Raw genomic sequence first — 13855 nt, 5'->3', positions numbered from 1 at the left:
TCGAACCTACCATGCGGCTGAAATCGCTTTATATCACACGCTTGGAGCCTTACCCGTACCGGAAACTACCCACGAATTTTTCTGAGGAGGCGAAAACCTTGTGTATTTCCGTTCAATTGAAACCATTTCTCATTTATTAATTATCAGGATTGAACAACCCCGTTCAGTATCAATATACTCATGTTTTAGATCCGGATATTCCTGTAACCACATGGTTACTAATTCCTGTTCCTCTTCCCGTGCCGCATCATCCAGAAATATAGTGCAATGATCAGCGAGTTTATTCCAGAGCAAGGGTAGGGCGGGGTAACGTGAATGTTTTTGAATGAAACCGGGGGGGCCGTCAATGACCAGCATGTCTATTGCCTGCTGTGGGATTTCATTGATACGATACCATGAATAGTTTCTTTCCCCGATGACATATGCTTCAAGGGGTGCATGGATAATTGTGGCATATTGAGCTAATTGATGATGATCGAGATGAGCCTGTGTCTTTAACGCATATTCTTTACCATTTTCCAGGCTATAGACCTGCCCCTGCTGGTTTATCTGGCAGCACCTGGACAGCATCAGGCTGGTCAGACCACTGCTACATTCAAGGATAGTGACAGGCTGGGTATTGAGGCTGTGGTCTACGATGAGTTGCAAAAAATCAGCGGCAGCAGACCAGTCAGGGGTGATGGGCAGGTCTTTGGGAAGATTTAGTTTATTTGCCAGCGAGGTATAAGATGTCAATGTCTTGCTCTACTTCTTAATATAATAATCGGATAAATGATAAACTCTTGCTCATATTAAACAAGGAAACTCTTAAGGTGTCAGAAAATATACAGGATAAAGCAAGTCGACCGCAGGCGGTATCTTTCATGGAGGCCGTTATTTACTGGATTAAGTTGGGTTTTATCAGTTTTGGTGGTCCGGCGGGTCAAATTAGTATGATGCACCAGGAGTTGGTGGAAAAACGCAGGTGGATCTCTGAGCATCGTTTTTTACATGCCTTGAATTACACGATGGTGTTGCCGGGGCCGGAGGCGCAACAACTGGCAACCTATATTGGCTGGTTAATGCACGGTGTATGGGGTGGCATTGCCGCAGGTGTTCTGTTTGTATTACCTTCATTATTCATTCTCATAGCGTTGACCTGGGTTTATATGGCCTATGGTGATGTGCCGACAGTGGCGGGTGTGTTGTATGGTATCAAGCCTGCGGTGACGGCCATTGTGGTTTTTGCTGCCTGGCGTATTGGTTCCAGGGCATTGAGAAATAATGTGTTGCGGACACTGGCAGTATTGGCGTTTATCGCAATCTTTGCCCTCGATATTTCTTTTCCTTATATTGTTTTGATGGCGGGTATTATTGGTTATATCGGTTCAATGATTGCACCGGATAAATTCAAGGCGGGTGGACATCATGGGACTTCCGGCAGTTCCTATGGTTTGGCGTTGATTGATGACGATACCCCTGCTCCTGAACATGCACAATTCAAATGGAGTCGTTTTTTTGTATTTTTACTGGTGGGGGTGTCCATTGGTGGTGTCGCTATGGGATTATTGATGAATGCCTATGGTTGGGAAGGCACTCTGACACAAATGGGCTGGTTCTTTACCAAAGCGGCACTGGTGACCTTTGGTGGAGCTTATGCGGTGTTACCTTACGTTTATCAGGGCGGTGTTGACGAATATCTATGGTTGACGGGTACGCAGATGATTGATGGACTGGCTCTAGGTGAAACGACACCTGGGCCATTAATTATGGTGGTTGCCTTTGTTGGTTTTGTGGGTGGTTGGACGAAGGAAATATTTGGGCCTGAGATGCTGCCTTATGCGGGAATGGCGGGTGCAAGTGTAGCGACTCTGTTTACCTTTTTACCCTCTTTTCTTTTTATTCTGTTGGGTGGGCCTGCTGTTGAGGCGACGCGTGGTGATGTTAAATTCACTGCACCATTGACGGGTATTACCGCTGCAGTGGTCGGTGTTATCCTCAATCTTGCGGTATTCTTTGCTTATCATGTCCTTTGGCCACAAGGTTTTGATGCCACCTTTGAATGGTTTTCTGCCTTGATTGGTGCGCTCGCCTTTATTGCTTTATTTCGCTTCAAGGTGGGTATTGTTTCGGTGATTGCTGCATCAGCATTGGTAGGCCTTGCTTATTCATTGTTTTAACCGCTACAGGAACGATACGTAGATAGTGCTGCGCGCTTGTTGCTAGATCAAAGCCACTTTGTCCCCGTGGTATGTGCAGGATATTTTTATCTTCCTGGTAGGGGCCGACAGGTGAGTAGGATCTGAATACCTGATAGTTACCGGGTGCCAATGCCTGGGTTTGTACGATCCACTGATCTCCGGCTGGATGGGTTATTACTCGATAGCCAGCAAAGGGTCGCGCCAAGGGGTCGCCGATGAAGATGCCTTGCCCGGGCCAGGCAACACTCTTCCAGTAAGCTTCAACCAGGGTTTCACCGCGTAGATAATGGGACATCATGATTAGTGGGTTGGGGAACTTCTGTAACAGGTTACAGGGTTCAACCACGGTACCATAGCTTCCGGTCGCTCCGGCCTCCAACCAACGTAGACTGCTCATCTGACGTGTATTGGTTAACTTACCCCCGCTGGATGTCAGATGATCGGCAACGGCACCGGGCAGGAAGGTGAGGGTGTCGAGATCAGGGATATGTGTGCGACCTGTGAAATAAAACATCACGTCCTTTTTATCTCGTATCCCTTCGCTGTTCACAATCTCGATATTCTGCCAGTCGCTAAATATCTCCTTGACCAAGGGGAATATGACGGAGCGTACACTGCGTGCCTTATCGCTGGTGTTGACCAGGTAGGCGGTGCCGGATGCTGGTATGTTCTGGGCTTGTATACCACGGTCGATGAGTTGCTTTGCCTGTTTAAAGTTGATGGCGGCGATAGCCATGGTTGGGCGTATCTGGTAGCTGTAGTAAGGTTTTTTACTGCTGCTATTGAAGTAGGGGCTTGCTTGTGTTTTACCGCAACGTTCACTGGAACACCATTCTTTACTATAACCACTGGCAAAGGCGGTGGTGATTGACATGCAACCAACGCGGTAGGGTTCTGCCCAGGTGAGCGCATAAGCCTGGATATTGGCTGGGGTCTGCGTGTCGACCTGTTTCTTGAGTTCATTGAATTCATTGGGTGAAATCGTTGTGCGCAGTGTCTTGAAACTGATATGAATAATATTGCGGTCAGGTATCCCTCTTTTTTGCTGGTAATAGCGTGCAATACGTTTGCTTAAGGGATCTTTATCATTGACGATGATAGCGAGTTCATTGTTCTGTATGTGTGTCGACGGCATCTGAATATAGATGTTGGTATTATTGGCATAAGCGATCTGGCTGACAAGTAACAGAACGGTAATGAGTGTCTTCATAGTGCTTGCCTAGTCGCGATATAGATGGTCTTCAATAAGATCGCATAATGCCTTGATATGCTCCTGGCCATCATTGAGTGCTGGGATATATTCATAATGTTGACCACCGGCCTGGATAAAATATTCACGGTTTTCCATTTCAATTTCTTCTAGTGTCTCCAGACAGTCGGCGCTAAAACCGGGACAGATAACCTGAACATGACGAATACCCTGTTGCCCCCATTCCTTCAGTGTTTGATCGGTGTAAGGGGTAATCCATTCGGCACGACCAAAACGGGACTGGAAGGATGTTAACCAGTGGGTCTCGTCAAGATTGAGTTCCTGGGCAATCAGTTGTGCGGTCTGTAGGCATTGTTGGTGATAAGGATCACCGGCGAGAGATGCCCGTTTGGGGATACCATGAAAGGAGAATAATAATTTTTCGGCGTGGCCGTGTTGTGCCCAGTGTTGGCGGATACTGTTGGCCAGAGCGGTAATATAAGCGGGATTATCATGGTAATCGGTAATGCTGTGTAGTGTAGCCGGTGTTAGCCAGCTATCAATGATCTGTTGGCTACGTTCAATAGTGGAGGCTGTGGTGCTTTCGGCATACTGTGGGTAGAGCGGTAACAGAATGATCTTTTTGACCTGTTGTCCGCGTAGTTCACGCAGGGCATCATCGAGTGAGGGTCGTCCATAACGCATCCCGAGACGGACGTGAAGGTTATGGAAGCCACGTTGTGATAATTCATTTTGAATACTGCTGCGCTGTTGTTTTGCAATATTAATCAGTGGTGACCCTGTATCGGTCCAGATCTTTTTATAAATTTTAGCGGAGCGTTGTGGACGGGTACGCAGGATGATGCCATGCAGGATAGGTAACCACAGGATGCGTGATATATTGACAACCTTGGGATCGGACAGAAATTCCTTGAGATACCGTCTAACACTTTCGGTTGTGGGTTCGTCCGGGCTACCCAGATTGCTTAGTAAGATCCCGGTTGGTGATGTATGCATAATTGGCTTTGTTTTCTAACGCTGAATATTGATCGGCTATGATGCCTGATATCAGGGTGTCGTGCAAAGGTCTCTGATAGATAAGTGTTATCCCTGTCTCTTGAGTTAACGGGGATGTGATGCTATTTTATTTATATATCAGTCGCTTAAAATTAAGCGCGTCATTATTTTGACATTTAATCCAGGTAGTGATCTACTAGGAAAAATTTTAAATAGGTTGCTGAAAATAATGTCCGAATCCAGGATTATGATTGCAGGGATGAATCAGCCTCAGGCTGAAGTATTACGCGCCATTCTACAGTTTGTTGGACGTTCGGTTGAATTTGTCGGGCAAGATGAAGATGTTGCTGCCTGTTTGATTGAGGCAGAACTTCCTTTTATGTTGATGTTAGGTCAACAGCTGGAAATGATGGAATTGAAGAAATTGATCAAGTCTATTCATAAACAGCATCCTGTTTTACCGATGTATCTAGTGAGTGAATCAGGTCAGCAGTCTAATTCGGGTCTTGATAGCAATGATGGCCTGTTGGGTGCTATTGAATTGCCTTCTAACTATACGGAACTTACGGGTGCGCTTTATCAATCTGAGCGTTACCGGCTGGCACATAACGAGGCATCGGGTGCTTATCTTGCAACGACAGGGCGTGGCATTGTAGGTAATAGCCGTGTGATGCAGCAGGTGCGCCACATGATTCAGCAAGTGGCTGAATCCAATGCTAATGTATTGGTATTAGGTGAATCAGGTACGGGTAAAGAAGTGGTTGCACGTAATCTGCATGATAGTTCTTCGCGCCGGAGCGAAAATTTTGTACCGATTAATTGCGGGGCTATACCGCCTGATTTACTGGAATCAGAGCTCTTTGGTCATGAGAAAGGTGCCTTTACCGGGGCGATTAGCGCGCGTCAGGGACGTTTTGAGTTGGCGGATAGTGGCACCTTATTCCTTGATGAGATCGGTGATATGAGTCTGCCGATGCAGGTCAAGCTATTACGTGTGTTACAGGAGCGAAGCTTTGAACGGGTGGGGAGCAATAAAACGATTAAGGTGGATGTACGAATTATTGCGGCAACCCATCGCGATCTGGAACAGGCAATTATTGATGGTACCTTTCGTGAGGATCTGTTTTATCGTCTGAATGTATTTCCCATTGATATGCCGGCATTAAGAGATCGGATTGAGGATATCCCTTTACTGGTCAATGAATTAATTCGTCGTGTCGAAGGAGAGGAGAGGGGGTCAGTGCGATTGACCCCGGCAGCGTTGGTTTCATTGTGTCAGTACCAATGGCCAGGCAATGTCAGGGAGTTGGCTAATCTGATTGAGCGTTTGGCGATTCTTCATCCCTATGGTCTGGTGGATGTTAATGGTCTACCGGATAAATTCAGGATGGAAGGAGAGATTGATCCGGCTATGCAAACCCGGCTAGAAGAAGGCTTATTGATGAGTAACGAGCTGGCACCGGTCGGTGAGATGCGTTTACCCCGGGAAGGACTTGATCTCAAGAGACACCTGGGTGAACTGGAGGCTAATCTTATGCGTCAGGCCCTGGATGAGGCGGATGGTGTGGTGGCTCAGGCGGCTAAATTATTGGGTATGCGCAGAACCACACTGGTTGAAAAGCTGCGTAAATACGGGATTCAACGGAGTTAGAGTGTTCTCGCTTTCCCTGGCGGTTTATTGACGCTCCATTAATAATTAAAATATAAGGTATTGATTTAATTAAATTATAATAAATAGGCATGGTTTTTGCTTTTATTCTCTACAGATATTGTAACGGTGTGATATTTCACCATTTTGTAATGAATAAAGGTTTATAAAACCCATGACCCGGACAAGTAATGATCAAACACGTCAGTTGCAGGATGCATTTATGACGTTTAACCAGATGTCTATACAGCTGGAGGCATCGTATCGTGATCTGGAGCAACGTGTTGCTGAATTAAATACAGAATTATCCGAGGCGCGTTCACAGCGAATGCAACAGCTGGCGGAGAAAGAAGGTTTGGCTGATCGACTCACGACCTTGCTAGATACTTTGCCTGCGGGTGTGGTGGTACTGGATAACGAGAATCGTGTGCAGGAATGTAATGCCGCTGCAATGGATCTCCTGGGCGAACCTTTGTTGGGTGAATTGTGGTATTCAATCAAACAACGTGTCTTTCTTACCGATAAAAATGATAGCCATGAGATTAAGTTTCATGATGGTCGACGGATCAATATATCCAGTCGCCCACTAGGGACTCAGGCGGGTCGTATCTTGTTATTACAGGATGTGACCGAGACCCGAAAATTACAGGAAATAGTGGATAGACAACAACGACTTTCCTCTATGGGTGAGATGACCGCGACGCTGGCACATCAGATCCGCACACCATTATCGGCTGCCTTGTTATACGCATCACATCTTCACCGACAAAAACTGGATGAAAGGAGTCGCCTACGTTTTTCACAGCGTCTGTTGTCTGGTCTGCATCGGCTTGAAGGTATGGTTGATGATATGTTGATGTTTGCTCGGGGAAATGCCGTGGGTGATGAACTTATTGTGGTCACTGATCTTGTCGATGAACTGAATCAGGTGCTGGAGTCGCAGCTCAAACAGCATCATGCCTCCTTGCGGATTGATAATCGACTGGATAATGGAACCAATATTATTGGTAACCGGCAGGCCTTGATCTCAGTGTTACAAAATCTGGTCACCAATAGTTTGCAGTTTATCAAGGATGCTGCACAGCTTGATTTATCAATCAGGGAAAATACGGATGGCCTACTGGAATTAATCTATCGTGATAATGGACCGGGTATACCCGTTGAGATGCAGGATTATGTCTTCGAGCCATTTTTTACCACACACTCAGAAGGAACCGGTCTGGGTCTGGCGGTTGTTCGTGCCGTTATCGAATCTCATCATGGCAAGGTGGAACTTTTGTCCAATGATACGGTGGGTGGTGCTTGTTTCAGAATTCTTCTGCCATTAGCGCACTTATCCGATTCCTTACCAGGTGGTTGTAATGATTCCAATGTATTACACCTGATGAATCGTTCACGCAGCCATAATAAATTGAATGCCGGGGAAAGATTATGAATACATCAAGGATTTTGATTGTGGAGGATGACAGGTCTCTGCGTGAGGCCTTATCAGATACCCTGGAATTAGCGGGTTATGATGTTGCAGCGGTTGAGGATGGTCAGGCTGCACTCATGGTGCTGCGACAAGGTGACTTTGCGCTGGTGATTAGTGATGTGCAGATGCCGGGCATGGATGGTTATGGTTTGCTGAAAAAGTTGCGTGAGAACAGGGTTGATATTCCTTTTATTTTGATGACGGCTTATGGAACTATACAGAAGGCTGTTGAGGCGATGCATAATGGTGCCTCGGATTATCTGGTTAAGCCTTTTGAGGCAGATGCCTTTGTTGAAATCGTACAACGTTATTTACCCGTAGAACCTGTTATTCCAATGGATCTTATTGTTGAGGATCCAGCTAGTAAACGCCTGGTACACCTTGCAGAACGTGTAGCAAAGAGTGATGCCACGGTCATGATTAGTGGTAGTTCGGGTACCGGTAAAGAAGTTTATGCGCGTTATATTCATGCCCATTCACTGCGCTCCGAGGGGCCTTTTGTGGCGATCAATTGTGCGGCAATTCCCGAAAATATGCTGGAGGCTGTCCTGTTTGGTTATGAGAAAGGGGCGTTTACCGGTGCCTACCAGGCTTCACCGGGTAAGTTTGAACAGGCGCAGGGTGGCACTCTGTTACTGGATGAAATATCAGAGATGGATCTGGCGCTACAAGCCAAGTTGCTGCGCGTATTGCAGGAACGTGAGGTTGAACGACTGGGAAGTCAAAAGATTATTTCGCTGAATGTCAGAGTGTTGGCAACCTCTAATCGAATTATGCGTGAAGAGGTTGCGGCAGGGCGATTTAGAGAAGATTTATTCTATCGTCTGAATGTATTCCCATTATTGATACCGCCTTTGCGGGAGCGCCGAGAGGATATCCTGCCCATTGCCCGGCGCAAGATCGAGGCCTATCGCAGTTGTTTATCGGATGTTATTCCACAATTGAGTCAAGCGGCTGAGGCTGTTTTATTTGATTATGCCTGGCCGGGCAATGTGCGTGAATTAGAGAACCTGATACAACGCGCTATGATTTTTGCTACGGGATCAGTTATTGATGTGGAGGCGTTGCAGTTTGAAGAGATTAGCAGCATACCTCAGAATATTACAGCACCCGCTGCTGCGGAGGATGACGGCTTGTTGGATAAGGGCTTGAAGCAACAGGAATACCGTTTGATTCTGGATGCACTGAATACCACGGGTGGCAATCGTAAAGAGGTTGCTACACGTCTGGGTATTAGTCCGCGTACCTTGCGTTACAAGATGGCGCGAATGAGGGATGCGGGTATAGCGATTCCGGGTTAGAACATGGGCTTATTAAAGTTGGCTTAAAAAATGCATAGTTATGATGGTAGATTAAAGTATGTCGTTGTCTGGAGGATTTGTTAAATGAGTGATATGAATATAGATCAAGTGCTTAGTCAAATGCGAGCTATGAAAGCTGCAGCGACGGGTAACCAGATTGCGGCGAATCCTGCCGCTAAGACCGGTTCTGGTGTCGATTTTTCGTCAATGTTACAGAACTCGATTAGTCAGGTGAGTGATGTGCAAAAAACAGCCGGGGGTATGAAAAGAGCCTTCATTAATGAAGAGCCGGGTGTGGGTCTAACTGAAGTCATGGTGGCAACGCAAAGGGCGAGTATGTCTTTTGAGGCAATGAAACAAGTCCGTAATAAATTAGTCGCTGCCTATCAGGAAGTGATGAATATGCAGGTTTAGGGTGTTATTAATAATGTCTATTAATGCAGAAAATATCAACAGGATGGTTCGGTAATGGCAGCGAGTTCAATGCAAGGTCTTTCTACTTTACCTGCGCTTCGGCAGGTCGGGGTTATGATTGGTTTGGCCGCCAGTGTGGCACTGGGTGTGGCAGTCGTCTTATGGTCACAAACACCCAGTTACAGCCTTTTATATGGCAATCTTTCTAATGCCGATGCCAGTGAGGTGGCGGATGCCTTGCGTGGTGCCGGTATTGAGTACAAGATTGAAGAATCAACAGGGGCCCTGCTGGTTCCTGCCTCTCAGGTCTATAATGCACGGCTGAAACTGGCCAAGACCGGTTTGCCCAATGGCAATGGTATGGGTTTTGAATTGCTGGATCAGGAACAGAGCCTGGGTACCAGTCAGTTTATGGAGAATGTGCGTTATCAACGGGCGCTGGAGGGTGAATTGGCGCGAACGATAGCCACCTTTCGTAGCATAGACGCCGTGCGTGTGCATCTGGCCTTACCTAAACGTTCGGTATTCCTGCGTGAACAAAAATCCCCCAGTGCATCGGTGACGCTGAGTATGTTTGCCGGACGTACCCTGAGTGAGGGTCAAGTGGCTTCTATCGTGCATCTGATTGCATCCAGTGTACCCTATCTTGAGGCTCATCAGGTCACGGTCGTTAATCAACGGGGTATGTTGTTGACGGATAGTTCTGCTGACTCGGCGGTGGGTGCCAGTTCATCCCAGTTGTCTTATGTGAGTAAACTTGAAAAGCGTTATATTGAGCGCATAAGAAATTTACTGGATCCCTTGATTGGCGGTGGTGGGGTGCGTGCCCAGGTTGATGCGGATATTGATTTTACTGTCATCGAAAAAACGCAGGAGATGTATAACGGTGATCTTCCAGCCTTGCGTAGTGAACAGGTTTCGGTTGAAAGTAAGTCGGATAGTAGTTTAGGTGGTGGTATCGCCGGTGCTGTAGCGAACCAACCTATGAGTGGTGATGCCCCGTTGAGTGCCGGTGATGGTGATTCAATTGAGCAGGTGTCGAAGAAAAACGAGAAGACCAAAAATACTGTGCGCAATTATGAACTGGATAAGACTATAACGCATACACGTATACCGACGGGCAAGATCAGGAAACTTTCAGTTGCTATTGTGATTGATGATAAGGAAGTCGAGGATGAGGAGGGTGATTTTGTCAGAGAGCCATGGAATGATGTTGAAATTGCACGCTTCTCAACCCTGATTAAGGAGGCTGTTGGTTTTAATGTACGACGTGGTGATACACTGAGTATTATTAGTGCTCCATTCCAGGTGCCAGAAGAAGCTGAACCATTACCTGAGCCGGAGATGTGGGAACAACCCTGGTTCTGGGATGCTATTAAACAGTTTGCCGGCGCAATAGGTGTTCTTCTGTTAATATTTGCAGTATTGAAGCCCTTGATGCGTAGTCTGGCTGAGAAGGGTGCCGCTGCTGCGCCATCGCCTTCAGCGGCTGGTTTACCGGATGATCAATTAACCCTGGCGGCGCAGGGACAACTTGCTGCCCCCAGCCCGGCAGCGAATTATGATGAACGATTGTCATCGGCCAAGAGTCTTGCCAAAGAGGATCCGAAAAGAGTGGCTAATGTAGTGAAAGGATGGGTAGAGAACGATGGCTGAGGCTGCAACGAAGTACTCTGGAGTTGATCGGGCTGCCATTCTTTTATTGAGTCTGGGCGAGGAAGATGCCTCCGAAATTCTGAGACATATGGGGCCAAAAGAGGTACAGAAGGTGGGTACTGCTATGGCTTCATTGGCTAATATTTCTCGTGAGCAGGTTGAGGGTGTATTAGGTGAGTTTATCGATACGGTTGAAAATCAGACCTCGCTGGGTGTGGGTTCAGAAGACTATATCCGTAAGGTCATGGTTGATGCGCTAGGTGAGGATAAGGCTGGAAACCTGATTGATCGTATCCTGTTGGGAAAAAACTCCAAGGGGCTGGAGGCATTGAAGTGGATGGATGCCCGGGCAGTCGCTGATATTATTCGACTTGAGCACCCGCAGATTATTGCTATTGTTTTATCCTACCTTGATGGTGATCACTCCGCTGAGGTACTACAATTTCTTCCTGAAAATACACGTACGGATTTGATTATGCGTGTCTCTACGCTGGATGGTATACAACCTTCTGCGTTACAGGAGCTTGATAAAATTATGGAGAAGAGTTTCTCGGGTACAAGCGGTAGTGTTAAGTCATCCAGTGTCGGTGGTGTGAAGGTTGCCGCTAATATGCTTAATTTTATGGACTCCACAGTGGAGGCTGCCCTGGTTGAGAATGTTAAGGATATTGATGCTGAGCTTGGTCAGCAGATCCAGGATCTGATGTTTGTCTTCGATAATTTGATGGATGTTGAGGATAAAGGTATTCAGTCGTTATTACGCGAAGTTTCCAGTGATGTCTTAATCCTTGCCTTGAAGGGTAGTGATGAAGGGATGCGAGAGAAGGTGTTCAAGAATATGTCTAAACGTGCAGCTGAGATGATGCGGGAAGATCTGGAAGCCAAGGGCCCGGTTCGTTTGAGTGATGTTGAATCGGCTCAGAAAGAAATATTGACGGTAGCGAGACGTTTAGCGGATGCCGGGGATATCGTGCTTGGCGGTAAGGGTGCAGAAGAATATGTCTAATGTGATTTCGAGTAAGGATGTACATAAGATTCATGCCTGGAATAAGCCAGAGGTGGGCGAAGACCTTAGTGAGACGCATGGCCTGATGTCCCGGCAACTGGATGGAATTCAGAAACGGGCCTACGATGAAGGTTATACCCGTGGTTATCAAGAAGGTATAAATAAGGGTAAGATTGAGATTCAGGGGCAGGTGCAATATCTGCAAGGCATCTTGATGAGCCTGGCGCAACCGTTGGATATGCTTGATGATGTGGTTGAGCAAGATCTGGTGAGTCTGGTAATTGCGGTGACTCAACAACTGATCCGCCGCGAGATCAAGACAGATCCTGGTCAGGTTATTGCTGCAGTGCGTGATGCTATGGGCGTGTTACCGCTTGCTGTTCGTCATTTGCGGATCTATCTGCATCCGGATGATATCAGTCTGGTGCAAAATGCCATGAGTATTGATGCTGAGGAACAAAGTTGGAAGTTTATGGCAGATCCCACCCTGAGCCGAGGGGGATGTCGTTTATTGAGCGATGATTCCCAGGTCGATGCCAGTATTGATTCCCGTTTACAAGAAGTGATTGCCGGGATCTTTGGTGGTGATCGGGTGAGTGATGACTAATTCTCCACAGGCCAACCGTAGTCCGTTTATTCGCCAACGCTTGGCACTATACGCAGATCGTGCGCGCAAGCCTGTCCCCTTGGTTGTTGAAGGGAAATTAACCCGTATTGTAGGGCTTACCCTGGAAGCTGTGGGCTGCCAGGCACCGATTGGATCACGTTGTCTGATCGAGGCTATCGATGGTTCTCGTGTTGAGGCCGAGGTAGTTGGTTTTTCCGAGGGCAAGTTGTTGCTGATGGCGATTGGTAATATTCAGGGCTTGGTGCCTAATGCGCGTGTGATGCCAACTCATTATCAACATCGGGTGCCTGTTGGCGATGCCTTGCTGGGTCGTGTGTTGGATGGTGCGGGTAATCCACTTGATGATAAAGGGCCGATTGACGCTTCAGATTATGTCACTTTGAATGGTCGTGAGATTAATCCATTACAACGTAGTCCAGTGCGCCAGCCACTGGATGTGGGTGTGCGTAGCATTAATTCCCTGTTAACTATTGGACGTGGTCAGCGTATGGGGCTGTTTGCCGGTAGTGGTGTTGGCAAAAGTGTCTTGATGGGGATGATGACACGTTATACCAGTGCCGATATTACTGTGGTTGGTCTGATTGGTGAACGTGGTCGTGAGGTTGTTGAGTTTGTGCAAAATAGCTTGGGAGAGGAGGGAATGGCGCGTGCTGTCGTGGTGGCAACCCCGGCGGATAATTCTCCCTTGATGCGAATGCATGGTGCCATGCTGGCAACCAGTATTGCGGAATATTTCAGAGATCAGGGCAAGCAGGTATTGTTGTTGATGGATTCACTGACCCGTTTTGCTCAGGCACAGCGAGAGATTGCCCTCGCCATTGGTGAGCCACCCGTGACCAAGGGTTATCCGCCTTCTGTGTTTTTTCGTTTGCCTCAACTGGTGGAGCGTGCGGGTAATGGTGATGTGGGTGGTGGGTCAATTACTGCCTTGTATACTGTTTTGGCCGAGGGTGATGATCATAATGATCCGATCGCTGATGCTGCCCGAGCCATTCTGGATGGTCATATTGTTTTGTCCAGAGAGTTAGCTGAATCAGGCTTGTACCCGGCGATTAATGTTGAGGCATCGATTAGCCGAACTATGACGGATGTGGTTGATAAGAGGCAGCTGGATTTATCAAGGCGATTTAAACAGCTATACTCTACCTATCAGCGGAATCGTGATCTGATTACGATTGGTGCCTATCAAAGTGGTAGTGATCCGCGTGTGGATGAATCGATTGAATATCATCCTGGCTTGATTGATTTCCTGCACCAGGATATGCATCAGCGAGTGGATATGGGTGAAGCTGTTAATACCTTGGATGCACTTCTGGCGGGTTAAAGTAATTTTTTGGAGGAA

Annotated in this window: 12 protein-coding genes; 9 read left to right on the top strand and 3 right to left on the bottom strand. The window is 47.2% G+C overall.

Annotated elements, in window-relative coordinates:
• Positions 1-129: 129 nt before the first annotated feature.
• Positions 130-735 (bottom strand): class I SAM-dependent methyltransferase, encoded by a 606-nt coding sequence (locus tag GXP22_10560; GenBank protein ID NOX09905.1) that lies wholly within the window; start codon positions 733-735, stop codon positions 130-132.
• A gap of 128 nt (positions 736-863) precedes the next feature.
• Here GXP22_10560 and chrA point away from each other — a divergent pair, with 128 nt between their 5' ends.
• Positions 864-2159, top strand: a complete 1296-nt coding sequence (gene chrA / locus GXP22_10555; protein NOX09904.1) for a chromate efflux transporter — start codon at positions 864-866, stop codon at positions 2157-2159.
• On the opposite strand, the gene GXP22_10550 is transcribed toward chrA, so the two are convergent.
• The gene (locus GXP22_10550; GenBank protein NOX09903.1) at positions 2092-3390 is read right to left on the bottom strand and encodes a TIGR03790 family protein; all 1299 of its coding nucleotides are present in this window, start codon (positions 3388-3390) and stop codon (positions 2092-2094) included. The genes chrA and GXP22_10550 overlap by 68 nt on opposite strands.
• Positions 3391-3399: 9 nt before the next feature.
• Positions 3400-4386 (bottom strand): ferrochelatase, encoded by a 987-nt coding sequence (gene hemH, locus GXP22_10545; protein ID NOX09902.1) that lies wholly within the window; start codon positions 4384-4386, stop codon positions 3400-3402.
• A gap of 247 nt (positions 4387-4633) precedes the next feature.
• Between hemH and GXP22_10540 the strand changes: the two genes are divergently transcribed.
• The 8 genes from GXP22_10540 (at position 4634) to fliI (ending at position 13837) form a co-directional block, all read left to right on the top strand.
• Positions 4634-6037 carry a sigma-54-dependent Fis family transcriptional regulator gene (locus tag GXP22_10540; protein ID NOX09901.1) on the top strand — a complete coding sequence of 468 codons (1404 nt, stop codon included), beginning with the start codon at positions 4634-4636 and terminating at the stop codon, positions 6035-6037.
• 172 nt (positions 6038-6209) lie between these two features.
• Entirely contained in the window at positions 6210-7469 is a 1260-nt protein-coding gene (locus tag GXP22_10535) for a PAS domain-containing protein (protein NOX09900.1), read from the top strand.
• Positions 7466-8809, top strand: coding sequence for a sigma-54-dependent Fis family transcriptional regulator (locus GXP22_10530; GenBank protein NOX09899.1), 1344 nt, complete (start codon positions 7466-7468; stop codon positions 8807-8809). The genes GXP22_10535 and GXP22_10530 overlap by 4 nt, the downstream gene beginning before the upstream one ends.
• Before the next feature lie 84 nt (positions 8810-8893).
• Positions 8894-9223 (top strand): flagellar hook-basal body complex protein FliE, encoded by a 330-nt coding sequence (fliE, locus tag GXP22_10525; protein ID NOX09898.1) that lies wholly within the window; start codon positions 8894-8896, stop codon positions 9221-9223.
• 54 nt (positions 9224-9277) lie between these two features.
• Entirely contained in the window at positions 9278-10879 is a 1602-nt protein-coding gene (gene fliF, locus GXP22_10520) for a flagellar basal body M-ring protein FliF (GenBank protein ID NOX09897.1), read from the top strand.
• Positions 10872-11885: a flagellar motor switch protein FliG gene (gene fliG, locus GXP22_10515; protein ID NOX09896.1), complete on the top strand. Its 1014-nt coding sequence runs from the start codon at positions 10872-10874 to the stop codon at positions 11883-11885. The genes fliF and fliG overlap by 8 nt, the downstream gene beginning before the upstream one ends.
• Positions 11878-12492 carry a flagellar assembly protein FliH gene (locus tag GXP22_10510; protein ID NOX09895.1) on the top strand — a complete coding sequence of 205 codons (615 nt, stop codon included), beginning with the start codon at positions 11878-11880 and terminating at the stop codon, positions 12490-12492. Before fliG ends, GXP22_10510 begins: the two co-directional genes overlap by 8 nt.
• Positions 12485-13837, top strand: coding sequence for a flagellar protein export ATPase FliI (gene fliI / locus GXP22_10505; protein ID NOX09894.1), 1353 nt, complete (start codon positions 12485-12487; stop codon positions 13835-13837). Before GXP22_10510 ends, fliI begins: the two co-directional genes overlap by 8 nt.
• Positions 13838-13855: the final 18 nt, after the last annotated feature.

Source organism: Gammaproteobacteria bacterium (assembly GCA_013151035.1).
Classification (GTDB): Bacteria; Pseudomonadota; Gammaproteobacteria; order JAADJB01; family JAADJB01; genus JAADJB01.
Note: the sequence above shows the minus strand (reverse complement) of the source record. Positions and strands in the feature narration are given on the sequence as shown.

What these genes read in the sequence shown, in the direction of transcription:
- chrA (NOX09904.1), top strand. Translation starts at nt 864, where the DNA reads ATGGAGGCCGTTATTTACTGGATTAAGTTGGGTTTTATCAGTTTTGGT.
- GXP22_10550 (NOX09903.1), bottom strand. Translation starts at nt 3,390, where the DNA reads ATGAAGACACTCATTACCGTTCTGTTACTTGTCAGCCAGATCGCTTAT.
- hemH (NOX09902.1), bottom strand. Translation starts at nt 4,386, where the DNA reads ATGCATACATCACCAACCGGGATCTTACTAAGCAATCTGGGTAGCCCG.
- GXP22_10540 (NOX09901.1), top strand. Translation starts at nt 4,634, where the DNA reads ATGATTGCAGGGATGAATCAGCCTCAGGCTGAAGTATTACGCGCCATT.
- GXP22_10535 (NOX09900.1), top strand. Translation starts at nt 6,210, where the DNA reads ATGACCCGGACAAGTAATGATCAAACACGTCAGTTGCAGGATGCATTT.
- GXP22_10530 (NOX09899.1), top strand. Translation starts at nt 7,466, where the DNA reads ATGAATACATCAAGGATTTTGATTGTGGAGGATGACAGGTCTCTGCGT.
- fliE (NOX09898.1), top strand. Translation starts at nt 8,894, where the DNA reads ATGAGTGATATGAATATAGATCAAGTGCTTAGTCAAATGCGAGCTATG.
- fliF (NOX09897.1), top strand. Translation starts at nt 9,278, where the DNA reads ATGGCAGCGAGTTCAATGCAAGGTCTTTCTACTTTACCTGCGCTTCGG.
- fliG (NOX09896.1), top strand. Translation starts at nt 10,872, where the DNA reads ATGGCTGAGGCTGCAACGAAGTACTCTGGAGTTGATCGGGCTGCCATT.
- GXP22_10510 (NOX09895.1), top strand. Translation starts at nt 11,878, where the DNA reads ATGTCTAATGTGATTTCGAGTAAGGATGTACATAAGATTCATGCCTGG.
- fliI (NOX09894.1), top strand. Translation starts at nt 12,485, where the DNA reads ATGACTAATTCTCCACAGGCCAACCGTAGTCCGTTTATTCGCCAACGC.